General features: G+C 69.8%; 17 protein-coding genes. 9 read left to right on the forward strand and 8 right to left on the reverse strand.

Annotated elements, in window-relative coordinates:
- Window positions 1–3 precede the first annotated feature (3 nt).
- The 3 genes from IW248_RS33895 (at window position 4) to IW248_RS21025 (ending at window position 2009) form a co-directional block, all read left to right on the forward strand.
- Window positions 4–540: a GtrA family protein gene (locus IW248_RS33895; protein WP_124819601.1), complete on the forward strand. Its 537-nt coding sequence runs from the start codon at window positions 4–6 to the stop codon at window positions 538–540.
- A 63-nt stretch (window positions 541–603) separates the two neighbouring features.
- Window positions 604–1311 carry a GtrA family protein gene (locus tag IW248_RS21020; protein WP_124819603.1) on the forward strand — a complete coding sequence of 236 codons (708 nt, stop codon included), beginning with the start codon at window positions 604–606 and terminating at the stop codon, window positions 1309–1311.
- A complete protein-coding gene (locus IW248_RS21025) occupies window positions 1308–2009 on the forward strand; it encodes a MaoC/PaaZ C-terminal domain-containing protein (protein WP_196928359.1) in 702 nt (233 codons plus the stop codon). The genes IW248_RS21020 and IW248_RS21025 overlap by 4 nt, the downstream gene beginning before the upstream one ends.
- 45 nt (window positions 2010–2054) lie before the next feature.
- On the opposite strand, the gene IW248_RS21030 is transcribed toward IW248_RS21025, so the two are convergent.
- Together IW248_RS21030 and IW248_RS21035 are read right to left on the reverse strand one after the other, a co-directional pair.
- Window positions 2055–2627: a PH domain-containing protein gene (locus IW248_RS21030; RefSeq protein ID WP_124819595.1), complete on the reverse strand. Its 573-nt coding sequence runs from the start codon at window positions 2625–2627 to the stop codon at window positions 2055–2057.
- A gap of 106 nt (window positions 2628–2733) precedes the next feature.
- Window positions 2734–3609 carry a biotin--[acetyl-CoA-carboxylase] ligase gene (locus tag IW248_RS21035; protein WP_196928360.1) on the reverse strand — a complete coding sequence of 292 codons (876 nt, stop codon included), beginning with the start codon at window positions 3607–3609 and terminating at the stop codon, window positions 2734–2736.
- A gap of 84 nt (window positions 3610–3693) precedes the next feature.
- Between IW248_RS21035 and IW248_RS21040 the strand changes: the two genes are divergently transcribed.
- Window positions 3694–5277: an acyl-CoA carboxylase subunit beta gene (locus tag IW248_RS21040; RefSeq protein ID WP_124819599.1), complete on the forward strand. Its 1584-nt coding sequence runs from the start codon at window positions 3694–3696 to the stop codon at window positions 5275–5277.
- 28 nt (window positions 5278–5305) lie between these two features.
- Here the strand turns inward: IW248_RS21040 and IW248_RS21045 are convergent, their stop codons facing one another.
- The 4 genes from IW248_RS21045 to IW248_RS21060 form a co-directional block, all read right to left on the reverse strand.
- A complete protein-coding gene (locus tag IW248_RS21045; protein WP_196928361.1) occupies window positions 5306–6160 on the reverse strand; it encodes a hypothetical protein in 855 nt (284 codons plus the stop codon).
- Window positions 6153–6653, reverse strand: a complete 501-nt coding sequence (locus IW248_RS21050; RefSeq protein ID WP_196928362.1) for a SigE family RNA polymerase sigma factor — start codon at window positions 6651–6653, stop codon at window positions 6153–6155. The genes IW248_RS21045 and IW248_RS21050 overlap by 8 nt, the downstream gene beginning before the upstream one ends.
- Before the next feature lie 62 nt (window positions 6654–6715).
- The gene (locus IW248_RS21055) at window positions 6716–7699 is read right to left on the reverse strand and encodes a ketopantoate reductase family protein (RefSeq protein ID WP_196928363.1); all 984 of its coding nucleotides are present in this window, start codon (window positions 7697–7699) and stop codon (window positions 6716–6718) included.
- 46 nt (window positions 7700–7745) lie between these two features.
- The gene (locus IW248_RS21060) at window positions 7746–8489 is read right to left on the reverse strand and encodes a M50 family metallopeptidase (RefSeq protein ID WP_196928364.1); all 744 of its coding nucleotides are present in this window, start codon (window positions 8487–8489) and stop codon (window positions 7746–7748) included.
- Between the two features lie 101 nt (window positions 8490–8590).
- Between IW248_RS21060 and IW248_RS21065 the strand changes: the two genes are divergently transcribed.
- Window positions 8591–9142: a Uma2 family endonuclease gene (locus tag IW248_RS21065; RefSeq protein WP_196928365.1), complete on the forward strand. Its 552-nt coding sequence runs from the start codon at window positions 8591–8593 to the stop codon at window positions 9140–9142.
- Window positions 9143–9267: 125 nt separating this feature from the next.
- Window positions 9268–10020: a GH25 family lysozyme gene (locus IW248_RS21070; RefSeq protein ID WP_196928366.1), complete on the forward strand. Its 753-nt coding sequence runs from the start codon at window positions 9268–9270 to the stop codon at window positions 10018–10020.
- Window positions 10021–10095: 75 nt separating this feature from the next.
- Here the strand turns inward: IW248_RS21070 and IW248_RS21075 are convergent, their stop codons facing one another.
- The gene (locus tag IW248_RS21075; RefSeq protein WP_196928367.1) at window positions 10096–10323 is read right to left on the reverse strand and encodes a hypothetical protein; all 228 of its coding nucleotides are present in this window, start codon (window positions 10321–10323) and stop codon (window positions 10096–10098) included.
- 65 nt (window positions 10324–10388) lie between these two features.
- Window positions 10389–12398 (reverse strand): serine/threonine-protein kinase, encoded by a 2010-nt coding sequence (locus IW248_RS21080; RefSeq protein WP_196928368.1) that lies wholly within the window; start codon window positions 12396–12398, stop codon window positions 10389–10391.
- A 90-nt stretch (window positions 12399–12488) separates the two neighbouring features.
- Here IW248_RS21080 and IW248_RS21085 point away from each other — a divergent pair, with 90 nt between their 5' ends.
- The 3 genes from IW248_RS21085 (at window position 12489) to IW248_RS21095 (ending at window position 15778) form a co-directional block, all read left to right on the forward strand.
- The gene (locus IW248_RS21085; protein WP_124823399.1) at window positions 12489–12683 is read left to right on the forward strand and encodes an acyl-CoA carboxylase subunit epsilon; all 195 of its coding nucleotides are present in this window, start codon (window positions 12489–12491) and stop codon (window positions 12681–12683) included.
- Window positions 12684–12774: 91 nt separating this feature from the next.
- The gene (locus IW248_RS21090) at window positions 12775–13233 is read left to right on the forward strand and encodes a hypothetical protein (RefSeq protein ID WP_196928369.1); all 459 of its coding nucleotides are present in this window, start codon (window positions 12775–12777) and stop codon (window positions 13231–13233) included.
- A 1402-nt stretch (window positions 13234–14635) separates the two neighbouring features.
- Window positions 14636–15778, forward strand: coding sequence for a S8 family serine peptidase (locus IW248_RS21095; RefSeq protein WP_231396381.1), 1143 nt, complete (start codon window positions 14636–14638; stop codon window positions 15776–15778).
- The last annotated feature ends 473 nt before the right edge of the window (window positions 15779–16251 follow it).

Below are 16251 nucleotides of genomic sequence, written 5' to 3' on the forward strand. Positions count from 1 at the left end.
ACGATGACCGGGGAACAACCGGGTCCCCGGCAGACCCGACGGGGTCTCGTCGGCATGCTGCTCGACCGCTTCGGTCACCTCCTCCACGAGATGAGCAAGTTCGCCACGGTGGGTGGTTTCGCCTTCCTCGTCGACTTCGCGCTCTTCAACTACCTGACGAGCAAGCACGGCGTCGAAGAGTTGACCGCGAAGACGATCTCCACCGTGATCGCGGCCTCCGTCGCCTTCGTGGGCAACCGGTTCTGGACGTGGCGACACCGCCAGCGCAACAACGCGGCCCGCGAGTACGCGCTCTTCTTCTTCTTCAACGCGGTCGGTCTCGGCATCACTGTCGCCTGCCTCGCGCTCAGCCGCTACGGGCTCGGAGCCATCTGGCCGGCCGTGTTCCAGACGCGACTGGCGGACAACCTGGCCAGCTACATCGTCGGCACCGGGTTCGCCACGCTGTTCCGATTCTGGTCGTACCGGCGGTTCGTCTTCGTCGAAGCGGGAACCCCGACCGTTCCGCAGGTGAATCCCGACCGTGACCACGAGGCGTGACCTGCCGCCCAACTCGTTCGGCCGGTGATCGCCGGCCGCACCGACTGCCCTAAGGTGTTTCGCATGCGTCTTGTCCGCCTGCTGCCTGAGCGCTGGCAGAAGTTCATCCACGAGGCGCTCAAGTTCGGCATCGTCGGCGGCATCAACACCGTCATCAATTACGCGGTGTTCAATGCCCTCGCACTGACCGTTTTCGTCAATGGTCAGTTGAAGGCGACCGTGATCGCGACCATCGTCGCCACCATCACGTCGTACCTCATGAATCGGCACTGGACGTACCGGGATCGGCCGAAATCGGCGCTTCGCCGGGAATACCTCCTTTTCTTCCTTTTCAACGGCGCTGGCCTGCTGATCGAGCTGGGTGCCGTGGCGGCAGCGAAGTACGGTCTCGGCGTACACGGCCTGCTGGCACTGAATCTGGCCAAGACCGTCGGCGTCATGCTGGCCACGCTGTTCCGGTTCTGGTCATACCGCACCTTCGTCTTCCAACCTGTCGCACCGGCCGAGGACGAGGCCGCGAAGCCCGACTCCACCTGGCACAGCATTCCCCGCGACGAGTGGGACACCATGGCGGAGATGGACCCGGTCGCCGAGTTGGCGGAATCCGTGTCCGAGCTGGAGGAGGCGGAGACCGCGCCACGCGCCGACTACCCGCCCGGTACGCCCACCCAGGGTCGGCCCACGCGACTGAGTGTCAGCCCCGCCGCCGACCTGGACGCGGAACTCGCCGCGGAGCTGCACGTCAGCACCCGCCGCGCGCCCCGCCGGTGACGGCACCCGACGCCCGCTCCGGCACGGGGCGACCGGCCGAGCTGTTCTTCGAGGATCTCGTCCCGGGGCTCACCGTCGACCTCGGCGTGGTCACCGTGGACGCCGACGAGATGGTCGCCTTCGCCCGCCGCTTCGACCCGCAGTGGTACCACGTCGACCCCGACCTGGCCGCGGCGAGCCGGCACGGCGGTCTGATCGCCAGCGGCTTCTACACGGTCAGCCTGTTCATGCGCGCCTACGTCGACCACCTGCTGTCCCGGGCCGCCGCGGACGCGTCCCCCGGCCTGGAGGAGCTGCGCTGGCTCGCCCCCGTCCGGGCCGGCGACCGGCTCGCGGTCCGGGTCGACGTGATGGGCGCCCGACCGTCGACCGCCCGCCCCGGGCTCGGCACCGTCAGCCTCACCGGCACCATGCTGCGCCTCGGCCCGGACGACCGGCCCGAGCAGGAGGTGCTGCGGACCCGCTTCCGTGGCTGGTTCGCCGTACGACCGGTCGAGGTCGACGCCGCCGAAGCCGAAGCCGCCCCGACCGAAGCCGCCCCGACCGACGGAGCTGACGGGCCCGACGGAGCTGACCGGCTCGACGGAGCTGACGGGCCCGACGGCGGCCCGATCGCAGCGGACCCGTCCGCCGCGGAGTCGCCCGACGGGGAGCCGACGGAGATCAGCGACTCACCCGAGGTTCACCGAAACGACTGACCCGCCCCCGACAGCGTGTCTTGGGCGGGTCGCAGCCGGTTCGGATCAGGTCGTGGTGTCGCGCAGCGGCTTGCCGTCCTGCATGTCGGCGAGCATGTCGCGCATCTCGCCGTCGCCCAGCGAGTGCTTGTCGTGCTGTGCCTCGACCAGCTCGTACAGGGTGGTCTGCACCTTTCCGACGTCCGGCACATCGGCGAGCACCGACTGGCCGCGCTCACCGGCCGACTCGATGGTGAGCGTCCCGCAGCCGAGCAGGCGCTCGACGAAACGCTGGTTCATCGAGTGGTCGTTGACCCGGGCGAGCGGGAGGTCCCGCCGATCCCGGGAGAAGACACCCTGCTGGAGCAGGACCCGCTCGTTCGTGAACAGGTAGTGGGTGGTGCGCCAGACCAGGAACGGCCACAGGCCGAGCCAGAGCACCCCGATCAGAGCGATCGCCCCGATCACGGCCAGCGCGATCGAACCGCCGCCGCTCTGGGGCAACAGGAGCACGCCGACCACCACCGCGGCGATGGCCAGCACCAGCACCACGATCGGCCGAATCAACGCCTTCCAGTGCGGGTGCAGGTGCAGCACGACATGCTCGTCCTCGGTGAGCACGTCTTCAGGAAACGCCACGGGAACCTCCAACGCGATTTTCTAGTCGCGCAGACCGTAAACCCCCCAAGCCCCACCACAACATCCGCCACGCGGCCCCACCCGTTCTCCGCGATCTTGCACGTCGTCAGCGGAGGTGCAGGACGTCGCCGGCGGCCAGGGTTCGGGCGCCGGTGGAGGTGGTGACCATCAGTTGGCCGTCCGGGTCCACCCCGGTGGCGGTGCCGGTCAAGGAGTCGCCGTTGGGGAGCAGGACGCGTACCTCGCGGCCGATCGTCGCGCAGGCCGCCAGGTAGGCGTCGCGCAGGCCGCTGGCCACCGCGTCGCCGCCCGCCGAGCGCCAACGGTCGTACCAGTCGGCGACCGCCCGCAACAGCGCCCGCAACAGCGGATCCCGATCGGTGGCCACCGCGCCGGCCAGCTGGAGTGAGGTGGCCGGCAGCCCGGTCGGATTCACCGGCAACTCGTCGGCGCGCAGCGTCACGTTGAGCCCGATGCCCAGCACGATGGCCGGCGGTTGGTCCGGCGCGCGTCCGGGCACCGCCTCGGCCAGCACGCCCGCGCACTTCGCGTCGTCGACCAGCAGGTCGTTCGGCCACTTGAGGGTGGCCTCCAGCTCGGCCAGCCGGGCCACCGTCTCGACGAGCGCCACGCCGGCCAGCAACGGCAGCCACCCGTACCCCGTGGGTGTCGCCGGCAGCCAGCCGCGGTCCGGCACGGCCTCGCCGGGCCGCAGCAGCACGCTCGTCGCGATGCCGGCCCGGGCCGGCGACTGCCAGACCCGGCCGCGCCGGCCGCGCCCCGCGGTCTGCCGCTCGGCGACCACGACCAGGCCCTCGGGCTCGTCGGCCCGCGCGGCCTCGGCCACGTCGGCGTTCGTGGAGCCGGTCTCGGCACGCAACTCCAGCCGGGCCCACGGCCCGTTCGGCGCGACCAACGCGCGGCGCAGCCGGGCCGCCGACAGCGGCGGCCGGTCCAGATCGGTGTACGGGGAGCCCGACATTCCGCCAGCCTACGGCGGTGCTCCGGTGGACACTGAGGCGTACTGCACAGCGGCACCCACCTGAACCATCGTTATATTCCCTGGGTGACTACCGAGACCGGGACCAACATGCACAGCACCGCGGGCAAGCTGGCGGACCTGGAGCGCCGGGTCGACGAGGCGGTGCACGCCGGGTCGGCCCGCGCCGTGGAGAAGCAGCACTCGCGCGGCAAGAAGACCGCCCGCGAGCGGATCGAGATGCTGCTCGACGAGGGCTCCTTCGTCGAACTCGACGAGCTGGCCCGGCACCGGTCCACGGCCTTCGGGCTGGAGAAGAACCGCCCGTACGGCGACGGTGTGGTCACCGGCTACGGCACGGTGGACGGCCGGCAGGTGTGCGTCTTCGCGCAGGACTTCACGGTCTTCGGTGGCTCCCTCGGCGAGGTCTTCGGCGAGAAGATCGTCAAGGTGATGGACCTGGCCATGAAGATCGGCTGCCCGGTGGTCGGCATCAACGACTCCGGCGGCGCGCGCATCCAGGAGGGCGTCGTCTCGCTCGGCCTCTACGGCGAGATCTTCTTCCGCAACGTCCGGGCCTCCGGCGTCATCCCGCAGATCTCGCTGGTGATGGGGCCCTGCGCCGGCGGCGCGGTCTACTCCCCGGCGGTCACCGACTTCACAGTGATGGTCGACCAGACCTCGCACATGTTCATCACCGGCCCGGACGTGATCAAGACGGTGACCGGCGAGGACGTCGGCATGGAGGAGCTGGGCGGCGCGCGTACGCACAACTCCCGCAGCGGAAACGCGCACTACCTCGCCAGCGACGAGGAGGACGCTGTCGACTACGTCAAGGCGCTGCTGTCGTACCTGCCGTCGAACAACCTCGACGAGCCGGTCGTGGTCGAAGCCCCCGCCGACCTGGCGATCAGCGACGAGGACCGGGAGTTGGACACCCTGATCCCGGACTCGGCCAACCAGCCGTACGACATCCACACGGTGATCGAGCACGTCCTCGACGACGGGGAGTTCCTGGAGGTCCAGCCGCTCTACGCGCAGAACATCGTGGTCGGCTACGGTCGGGTCGAGGGACGGCCGGTCGGTGTGGTCGCCAACCAGCCGATGCACTTCGCCGGCACCCTGGACATCGCCGCCTCGGAGAAGGCAGCCCGGTTCGTTCGTACCTGCGACGCGTTCAACATCCCGGTGCTGACCTTCGTGGACGTGCCCGGCTTCCTGCCCGGCACCGGTCAGGAGTGGGACGGCATCATCCGCCGGGGCGCCAAGCTCATCTACGCGTACGCCGAGGCGACCGTCCCCAAGGTCACCGTGATCACCCGCAAGGCGTACGGCGGGGCGTACGACGTGATGGGTTCCAAGCACCTCGGCGCGGACCTGAACTTCGCCTGGCCGACCGCGCAGATCGCGGTGATGGGCGCGCAGGGAGCGGTGAACATCCTCTACCGCTCCGAACTGGCCGGCGCCGAGGACCCGGCGGCGGTCCGGGCCGAAAAGATCGCCGAGTACGAGGACACCCTGGCCAACCCGTACGTGGCGGCCGAGCGCGGGTACATCGACTCGGTCATCCCGCCGCACGAGACGCGCACCCAGATCGTCCGGGCGCTGCGCGTCCTGCGCACCAAGCGGGAGACCCTGCCGCCCAAGAAGCACGGCAACATCCCGCTCTGATCCCGGTCCCTTGATCGCCCCGGCCGCGTCAGCAGGGTGGGTTGGCTGCGGCGCACATCCGCGCCGCCGCCGCCGAGGCGAGCCGGACGAGTTCGGCCTCGGTGCCGTCGTAGCCGAGGCTGAGCACCGAGACGGTGTCGCCGACCCGGACGACCGCCAGCAGGATCGGCGACGGAGGGTCGCCGAGCGGCTGCCCGGTCTCCAGGTCCAGGGTGACGGTGAGCGAGTCCCGCAGGATGGCGGCGTCGTCCCCGGCGAAGCCCCGCTGCGTCACCGACCACCGGTGCAGCGCTTCCCCGGTGCGGGCCCCTTTTGCCGTCAGGACCGGCCCAACGTTCAGCCACTCGGCACACGGGGCGACCAGGTCGTCCAAACTGGCGAAGAGCTGTCTGGCCGCCTCGGGTACCAACCGGAAGAGATCCTGCGTGACCAGACCAGCCGACCGGGTGTGGATCGGCGCAGCGTGTTTGGGCACGAACGTCTGTGAACGGGACAGGATCGACATCTGCCAGCCCTCCGAGCGTCCCTGCCTCGTCCGGCAGTAGCCGAGCATGTGGTTCAGCAGCACCGGCTCGCCCAGCCCCGACTGACTGAGCTGCACATCGACCTGCTGCGACAGGTCGGCTGGCTGCAACAGGGCGTCGGTGGTGATCTCGTGGCGGGTCGGCGAGGCCGAGGCGGCTGGCGGAGCCGGTGGCGGCGACGTTCTCGGCGCGGCGACCGCCACCGCGGAGGCCCCGGCCAGGGCCAGCACGACGGTGGCCACCACGATCTTGCGCTGGCTGCGGCGGCGGGCCCGGGAGCGGATCTCCTCCGGGCCGAGCCAGCGCACGTCCTGCAGGTCGCGTTGGATCTGTTCGACGAGCGTCGGGTCGTCACGCATCGGTTGCCTCCTCCAGGTCAGAGACGGCGAGCAGGCCGGCGAGCGCGGTGCGCCCCCGGGAGAGACGGGCCTTGACGGTGCCCACCGGGGCCGCGGTCTCCCGTGCCACGTCGGCGACCGGCATGCCGACCAGGTAGTACAGAGCGATCGCGACGCGTTGCTCCTCGGGCAGCCGGCGCAAGGCGGCGACCACCGCGACGGTGTCGGTGCCGGGCCCGGGAACGGTCTCGGTGGCACCGTGCCGCAGGTACGCGCGGGCACGACTACGCAGGCTGCGCCACCGGCTGACGGCGATCCGGCTGGCTACCACCCGCACCCAGGCCTCCGGGTCGTCGTACGCGCTGACCGTCGACCAGCGCTGCCACACCCGGACGTACGCCTCCTGCACGGCGTCCTGCGCCTCGCTCCGATCGCCGGTGAGGGCGTAGACGAACCCGAGGAGCCGTTGCCGACTCCCCCGGTAGAACTCGTCGAACCCGTCGACGTCCGGCACCCGTTACCTCCCCGTGTCGGTCGCTGGGAACACGCACCGGGCGGGGTCGTCGGTTGCCCCGGTCAGGCGATCATCTTCTCCAACTCGGGAAGCGGGAACGCACCGGCCGCGATCCGCTCCCGGACCGCCCGGCGTACGGCCCGCTGCACGGCCACGTTGACCGGCGTCGGTACGCCGTGCAACCGGCCGAGCAACGCGATCTCGCCGTTGAGGTGGTCGACCTCGGTGGAGCCGGTGCCCCGGGCCAGGCTCTGCCAGGTGGAGCCGCCGGAGCGGGCCTCGCCGTCGACCGGGCGCTGCCCGACCAGGTCGCCGCGTTCGGCCTTCTCCTCCTCCGGCGAGGTGTGCGCGATGCCGGCGGCGGCGAGCGCGGCGACGCCCTCGGCGCGTACCCGCTCGACCAGCGCGTCCGGGATGTCCCGGCCGAGCAGCGCCTGTAGGCCGTTACCGAGGTTGCTGAGCAGCTTGCCGTACTTCCAGCGCAGCACGTCGCTGCGGACCGGGGCGACGAAGCCGGCTGCGGTCAGGTCGGCGGCGATCGCCCGGTCGGTGTCGTCGGCGCCCCCGGGGTACCGCCCGATGTGGAGCATCCCCGGATGCGGGTATCCGTTGGCGACCACCACGCCCGGGTCCAGGTGCGTGGCCGGCAGCCAGACACAGACCGGGTGCACGTCGGCGAAGAGGCGCAGTGCGGCAGGCTCGTTGGCCACCCCGTTCTGCGCGGTCACCAGCGGCAGACGTTCGCCCGCGGTGCCGCCGCCGACCACCGGCGCGTCCACCCAGGCGGCCAGTGCGCCGGGAGTGTCCTGCGACTTCACGGTGAGGATCAGCACGGTGTCCGCTGGCAGCGGCTGGTCACCGGGCCGGTCCACCGCCGCGAGCCGGGCGGTCACCTCGCCGTCGGGCTGGCGCACTGTCAGACCCCGCGCGCGGATCGCGTCCAGGTGGGCGCCGCGGGCCACCAGTGTCACGTCCCGGTCGGCCTGGGCCAGCCGTACGCCGATGGTCCCGCCGACCGCACCCGCGCCGATGATCACGTATCGCATGACCCCATTCTGCCCGCCGGTGCGCCGCCCACCCGTGCGCCTTCCGTCAGCTGGTCAGGCCGGCGTCGGTGAGGATCGGGCCGGCGAGCAGGAGCGCGCCGGCGATCAGCGCCGCCAGGTTGACCAGTGCGAAGACGCCAACCCAGAAGAGCGGCGGAAACGGGGTGAGCCCGGCGAGTTGGTCGGCGTCGGAGGCGGGCATCCGGCCCCGCGAGCGCAGCCGTTGCAGCTCGACCACCGGCCGCACCCCACCGAGCAGCAGAAACCACACCCCGGTGTACGCGAACGCGGCCTGGACCTGCGGCGTCGCGTACCACGAGACGGCGAACACCAGCGCCCCGGTGACCAGCACCGACACCACGCCGAAGGCGTTGCGGATCATGACGAGCATGGCCAGCAGCAGCGCCACGGCCACCCAGAGCAGCAGGGTGATCCGGTTGCCGCCGAGCAGCCAGGCGCCGCCCAGCCCGACCAGCGGCGGTGCGACGTACCCGGCGAGCAGAGTGAGGATCATGCCCGGCCCGGTGGGGCGGCCGGCGGAAAGCGTCAGCCCGGACGTGTCCGAGTGCAACCGGATGCCGTGCAGCTTGCGGCCGGTGAGCAGGGCGACCAGGGCGTGCCCACCCTCGTGCGCGATGGTGATGGCGTTACGGGCGATCCGCCACGGCAGCCGGGTGGAGACCACCACCAGCGCGACGGCTCCGGTGATCAGCACCAGCAGCGCGGGCGGGTCCGGCTGCGCGCCGAACAGCGTGTCCCACAGGTCGCCCAGCCCGTCGATCGACATCATGGGGCGCGAGCCTACCGGCGACGTTCCGTGTCGCTCCCGAGGCACCGGCTCGTATCCTGGGAGACTGATCGGGTGGCGAGTCGAGCGGGAGGTGAACGCGGGTGAGCGCAGCGCCCCTGGAGCCGCACATCGGCCTGTGGACCGAGGCCGACTACTTCGCCTTGGGCGAAACGCCCGACCGGATCGAACTGCTCGACGGGAGCCTGCTGGTGAGCCCTGCCCCGAGCCGACGGCACCAGCGGGTGTCGCGCCGACTGGCGAACAGCATCGAAGCAGCGGCAGACTTCCACGGCCTGTCGGTCTACGACGCGATCAACGTCCGGCTCGGCATCGATCGAGTCGTCATTCCGGACCTCGTTGTGACCGATGTCGATGACGACGGCACCTTCCTCGACCCCGACCGGGTGGTCCTCGTCGGCGAGATCGTCTCGCCCGGCAACGCCGCCGCCGACCGGCTGGTCAAGATGCAGCTCTACGCCATCGCGCGAATCCCCTGGTATCTGCTGGTCGAGCAGGACGGCGACGGTCACTCGCTGCGGCTCTACCGGCTGGACGGCGAGCACTACGTCGAGGACCAGGTTGCCAAGGCGGGCGAGACCCTGACCATCGTCGAGCCGTTCCGCTGGCAGCTCGACCCGGCCACCCTGAGCTGACTCGTTCCGCTCCGATCGCCGGGCGACCGACACCTGTTGATGAAACTTTCTTCAGTCGCCCTTGTGATCTAGGGCACTTACCTCCAAAGATGGACGTCGATAGAGCGACGTCCTTGGAGGCACTCATGGCCCGTACCCGATCATCGCTGCGCCGCGCGTTCGCGGCCGGCCTCACCGTCCTCGCCACCGCGGCGGCGGCCCTGGTCGCGACCGCCGGACCGGCGGCCGCCGCCACCACACCCGGTGTCGACGTCTCCCGCTACCAGGGCACCATCAACTGGACGAGCGTCCGCAACGCGGGCATCCAGTTCGCCTTCATCAAGGCGACCGAGGGCACCAGCTACAAGGACCCGAACTTCAACGCCAACTACGTCAACTCGTACAACGCCGGGGTGATCCGCGGGGCGTACCACTTCGCCCGCCCGAACATCTCCGCCGGCTCCACCCAGGCCAACTACCTGGCCTCCAACGGCGGCGCCTGGTCCGCGGACAGCCGCACCCTGCCGGCCGCGCTGGACATCGAGGGCAACCCGTACGCCGGCGGCTACTGCTACGGGCTCAGCACGACCGGGATGCGCAACTGGGTGCAGGACTTCCTGAACACCTACCGCTCCCGCACAGGCCGGTACGCGGTCATCTACACCACCACGAGCTGGTGGAACCAGTGCACCGGCAGCTGGACCGGCCCGTGGGCGAACCACCCGCTCTGGCTGGCCCGCTGGTCGAGCACGCCCGGCGCCCTGCCGGCCGGCGCGTCGGTGTGGAGCTTCTGGCAGTACACCAGCACCGGCGTCGTCTCCGGGATCAGCGGCAACGTGGACCGCAACTACTGGAACGGTGACCGGAGCCGCCTGATCGCGTTGGCCAACAACACCTGACCGGGCCGTTGGCGGCAGCGGGATCGACGGTCACCACACGGTCGACAATCGGTCCGGCTGCCGCCACACCACCGGTCAGGCCCTCCGTCGGCTCAACGCCGGCACCACGGCCTCCTCGCGGGCCAGCGCGCCCCGGCGGGTCAACCGCCAGGCAGCAACGCCAAAGCCGGCAACGATCACGACGCCGAGCAGTGCGACGAGCACCGAAACCCCCGCGCTGACCAGCAACAGGATCGCGTCGCCGAGCGCCACGAGCATCCACAGTGCCAGCCGGGGCCGAGTGTCCCTCCGTCGGTAACCCATGTCGTGCCTCCTTCCGTCGTCGAAGGTCACTTACCCACGACGTCGGAAGGTCATGCGAATGAGTTTCAGTCCTTGCGGTCGGGCTGGAAACCCTTGGCGATCCGGTCGAAGTTCGGCAGGTTGGCCTGCCAGTCCTTCTCCGCGATCTCCCACCGCAGGGCGTACCCCCGGTTCTTGGCCGTCACGAACCCACGGTTACGAACGTGGATCCGCTGCCCGTCGCGGGTCTCCAGCCACTCCCAGTCCGCACAGGTCTTCCAAAAGTCGCAGCGCACGATGTCTAGGTACTGATAATTTTTGACTTCGCTCTTGCGGCCGCCCTCGATGCTCTTCCAGTCGGCGTATGCGTCGTTCTTCGGCGTCGGGGTCCACTGGACGAGCAGCTCCCCAGGCCCGTTAACCTCGTCGAAGACGACAGTGTTCCGACCAGCGTCGCGGCGCACCCAACCGTCGGGGATCGGCAGGGCGAAGCCGGCCGGGTCCCGGTGCAGCTTCCAGCCCGCCGGCAACGCGTTCGGGTCGACCGAGGGCGTGGCCGACGGCGTCGCGCTGGGGGCACCGGTGGTGGGCGCCGGCGCAGCGGAGCTCGGCGCGGGCGCCGAGGTCGCGGCGGCACCGGTCGGGTTGGCCTGCGGAGTCTTGTCGTCGTCAGTGGTCAGCATCGGCACGACCACCACGAGGCCGATCAGCAGCAGGGCGACCACAGCCCCGATCAGCAGGTTACGTCGGGTGTTGTTCGGCTTCGTGCCGTCCGAGGGCGGCACCGCCGCGCGGCCGGCCGGACTCACCGGCGGCATGAGCGACGTCGGCGTGGTCGGCTTGCGCTGCTCCGGAGCCACCGGCGGACCATCGACAACAGTCGGCTCGTCGTCGACGTTCGTCGTACCGTCGCCGCTGTTGTCGGGCGCGGCCGTGACCTTCGCGGTCGGCTCGGCCTCGGCCGGCTCGACCTCGGACGGGCGGTCGATCGTGGCGGTCGGCTCCGCCGGCGTCGCTGCGGTCGGCTCGGCCGGCACCAGCGCGGTCGGGTCGGCGGCCGCGTCGGGAGAGACGACGGCCGTCGGCGTGGCATCGGCGGTGGGGGTCGCGGCGGTAGCGGAGGTGGCGGCCGAGGTGCTCGCGGCGGCGGCCGGCGACACCGGCCGGTCGACACCCTCGGACGGTCGCGGGGCCGGCACCACCGGCAGGCGCGGCTCGCGCGGACCGTTCGGCCCAGGCCGGCGTACGCCATCAAGCAGTGAGATCCCGCGCGACCGCTTGCCCCCGGCGCGGCGCAGCAACCGCTCCGCCACCTCGGCGGTGATCCGCTCGTTCGGGTCCTTGCGCAGCAGCCCGTTGAGGACGGCCTTGAGCGGCCCGGCGTTCTTCGGCGGCGGAATGGGCTCGGTGGCCAACGCGGCCAGGGTGCCGATCGCCGACGGCCGCGCGTAGGGCGACTTGCCCTCGACCGCCGCGTAGAGCGTCGCGCCCAACGACCACAGGTCGGCCTCCGGCCCGGCGGTGCCGTCCCGGGCCCGCTCCGGCGAGATGTACGCGGGTGAGCCGAGCACCATGCCGGTGCGGGTCACGTTCGGGTCGCCGGGGATGGTGGCGAGCCCGAAGTCGGTCAGCACCACCCGGCCGTCGTCACCGAGCAACACGTTGCCGGGCTTGACGTCGCGGTGCATGACGCCCGCCTTGTGTGCGGCGCTCAGCGCACCCAGCACGCCCAGGCCGATCTCCACCGTCCGGGCCACCGACACGGGGCCGTCCTCGGCGAGAGTGTCCTGCAACGACCTCGACGCCACGTACTCCATGACGATCCACGGATCGCCGTCGGTGCGCAGCACGTCGAAGATGCGGACGACGTTGGCGTTATTGAGCCGGGCGATGGCCCGCGCCTCCCGCAACGAGCGCTCGCGCATCTCGCGGCGCTCCTCATCGGTGAGACCCGGCGGCGGCACCAACTCCTTGATGGCGACGTCGCGGTGCAGCACCTCGTCGCGCGCCTTCCACACCCGGCCCATGCCACCCTGGCCGAGCGGCGACAGAAGCCGGTATCGGTCAGCGACAAGTTGGGGAAGCGCGTTCGACATCGGTGAGACGGTACCCGGACCGGCCGACGCTCACACCGCCGGCACGCCACTGTGCGCTTCGGGTAACTTCGCGCCGCGTACCCTGGCGTCATGTCTGCCGAAGAGCCGCTGTTCCGGGTCGTCCGCGGCGTGCCCACCGCCGAGGAGTTGGCCGCTCTGGTGGGGGCGATCATCGTCCGGTCCCGTCCTGCCGCCACCCCCGCTCCGGCGACCGCTTCCGCCTGGGCGCGCAGCGCACGACCGGGCAATTCCCGTGGCTGGCGCGCAGCCGGCCTGCCCCGCTGACCCGAGACCCCGCCGTACGGGGGCTGCCAGGGGGGCGTTGAGCCGTTAATCTCACTCAGGGAAACGGTGCCGTTACGGGTAGGGAGGGTCCATGATCCCCGAAGAGGACCGGCCAGCACCCTGGCTACGCGGTTACGGCGGCATCGAAGCTGACATCAGCCAGCTCAGAGAGTTCGCCGACCGGCTCGCCGCCGAGGTCGAGAGCAACTACGCGCCACACCTGTCGTACATCGCCGAAGACATGTCCGCGAAGCTGCCCAACCCGTGCGACGCCTTCATCGAGCTGGTCACCTTCCTGCACGCCCACCACGAGACGCAGCAGGCCACCGCCGACATGGTCTACGCCGTCCGAGGCGCCACCGGCCACCTCGCCGCCGCCGCCGACCAGGTCGCCACCCACTACGCCGACAGCGACGCCTTCACCGCCGCCCGAGTGGTGGACGTGCAACGAGCCCTCGCCAACCCGGCCAGCGTCCTCCCCGGCGGCCCGACGCCGACCCTGACCGACCCGACCAGCCCCGACGCCCCAGGGCCGGTGGTGCTGCCGTGATCGAACGGGGCACCGGCCGCACCTCCGGCCTCACCGACTGGCAACTCATGGACGTCAACAGCATGTGGGCCTGCCTCCAGGACCACGACACCGCCAACCACTGGAAGCAGGTAGCCGGCTGGCGCAAGGTCTGCGACCTGGCGCAAACCCACCTCGGCCGCCTCCAGCAGTACCGACGTGGACTCGCCGAGGCATGGCCCCCCGAAACAAGCGCCGCCTCCCGCACGTACCTCGCCGAACTCGACGAACTCATCGACAAGGTCCAACGCACCCACGACGCCGCCGCCGCGAACTACACCGCACTCTCCGCCGCAACCCAGGCCATCGGCACCACCCGCGCCGCACTCGGCAAGATCTACGAGGAGTACGCGACCAAGTTCCAGCAAAAACAGGCGTACGAGTCGATGGTCGCCGACCCGAAAGCGGTGATGGGCAACCGGGCCACGGCGCCGCCTGTTGCTGATGGGGAACTGGAACGGCTGAACGTGCAGGCCCGATCCATGATGTTCAACCTGAGCAGCGAACTCCAACAAGCCCAAGCAACCCTCCAAAAACCACCGCCACCGCCTCGTCGACCCGGACATCAGCCGAATGATCCGGACGTTTACGAGACGACCGCGCCAAGTCCGCTCATTCCCCCGGTCGTCGCAGTGCCGATCGCGCCGGCAGCCCCGCCATCGCGAACCCCGACAGCAGTTCCTGCAGGCCCTACGCCTACTCTGACTCCTCCGAGCCTAGGGCCCGTATTGGGTGGAGCGGGCACTGCCTTAACACCGAGCACGCCAAACCAAATTCCAGCCGGGTTGGCAAACCCTTCACCGGCCTCCCCCGGCGCTTCCATAAGCCCGCCGACCGGCATCTCCATGCGACCTATTGGCGGGCTTGCCCCCCAGGCCCCGCCAGGGTCAATCGGCAGGCCACAGGCCGGGACCGAAAGCCCTACCCATCGCTCGACGCCACCAGTTTCCAATAGAGCCATGCCACCGGGAGGCATCATCGGAGGTCCACCAACAATCGGTTTGGGGCAGCCTGGGTCAGGCACGAATTCACCTCGCCGCGTCAACCCGATTGGCGGCGTGATCGGGGGCGGGGGCGCCGGCACAGCACCTAGCGGAGGGGCTGGTTCTCGACCTAGCGCGGGTCGCGGCCTTTCAGCGGCACAGAACGTCCCACCGATCGGCGGTGGTCCCGGCCTGACGAGTCCTGCTTACATGCAGCCAAACCCTGCTCGGCCGATCGCCCGGACACAGGCCGATAGCAGCTCACCCCACTGGGACCCCGATAACCCGTGGGAGACGGAAAAGGGGGTGACTCCCGTAGTCCGACCCCCGGACGACGAAGGACCCATTGATCCGGGCCCGGCCATCGGCTTCGCGCGGTAATGCAATTTATTATCCGAGCCATGGCAGTCACGATGGTCCTGCCAATCACCGCCCTCGGGTCGATCACGGAGAACCGGCCGTTTTTAAAGCACGGCGTGTTAAGGATCGACCAAGCCGAGCGTATCCGAGACGACCAGTGGCACCTTCGCTTCCTAAACGTCTCTCAAGCACAGACGATTAGCCAGGGCGAGGGTGTCATTGTCGCAGTTCCGGACACTGGCGTTGATCCTCATCCCGACCTCCGGAAGAATCTACTCAAGGGCACAGATACCGTAACGGGTGAGGGAGATGGCCAGCAGGACTCGAACAGTCATGGCACAAGCATGGCAGGGTTGATTGCGGCACACGGCAGGGGCACAAATTTGGGCGCCCTCGGAATTGCACCTAAATCCAAGGTTCTCCCGATAAAGGCGGCTGGTGCGGACAATTTCGGCGAAGCCGACGATCTCGCCGCAGCCGTCGAATACGCGACTGCGAACAGCGCTCAAGTCATTAGCATCTCAAGCGGGGGCGCATCGACACCACGCCTCGTCCGTGCAATCAAATCCGCTCTCGCAGCAAACATCACAGTTGTGGCATCGGTAGGCAACGCGCCCCACAGTCCAACTGCATATCCGGCTGGCGAAGAGGGTGTTATAGCGGTTGGCGGTGTCGATCGCACTGGACTACATGCTGCCATCTCGGTCACTGGGCCGAAGATCGATGTGGTCGCTCCTGCGGTCGATATCTATAGCACCAGCTACGGCGGAAAATACTCGAAGGGCACTGGGACATCGAGCGCGACGGCGATCGTGGCGGGTGCGGCTGCGTTGATCAGGTCCAAGTACCCATACCTGCCGGCCCGAGAGGTGGCGCACCGGCTTACGGCCACCGCCGTCGACAAGGGTCCACCTGGGCGCGACGACGAGTACGGCTACGGGGTGATCGATCTTGTGGCGGCGCTGACGGCAGACGTACCGCCGCTGGGGTTTGAGTCGGTGAGCGCTCCGGCCGGTGCTGGCCCGACTACGACGGCTGGCGCCCAGCCGGGTGACGAGAGCGACGGCGCGACCGCCCGCGGCCTGGCCACCCTTGGGGTGATCGTGGCTGTCGGGGTCGGATGGGCCGTGATAGCGCGGCGGCGCCGCCGTGGTGATGACCCGCCGCCCAGAATCAGTCGCTGATCGATCAACGAAACGGTGATCTACCCGGGTTTCATGATGTCGCGCTATCCGACGGGGAGTGGGTCGCGGTGGCCCGACCATCAAGGCCCTGGCGCGGGGTCGTTCGGCGAATAGTCACAGATCTTGGACAGTTTCCGTCAGCAGTGAACGGAAACTGTCCAAGATCTGCGCGGCCTGTCGTGCCACCGGCGTGTCTGATGGTCCGCCGCCCAGAATCAGTCGCTGATCGATCAACGAAGCGGTGTTCGACTCGGGTTTCTTGATTTCGGGGTGTCCTGGGCAGAGGGATACCCCGACATCGCCGACACCGAGTCGATCCTCGTGCTGGGCTGCCGCGGTGGGGCGGTGATCCACTCGGCTTTCAGGAGACCGCGGTCTTCGGGGCAAGGGGACACCGCATTTTCCTGAAAGCCGAGTGGATCAAGGACGCCCGGCCACCGAGCAGCCGGCGCGCCGGGCAGCCCGCGCTGGGG

Origin of the sequence: Micromonospora ureilytica (assembly GCF_015751765.1) — a bacterium.
Classification (GTDB): Bacteria; Actinomycetota; Actinomycetes; order Mycobacteriales; family Micromonosporaceae; genus Micromonospora; species Micromonospora ureilytica.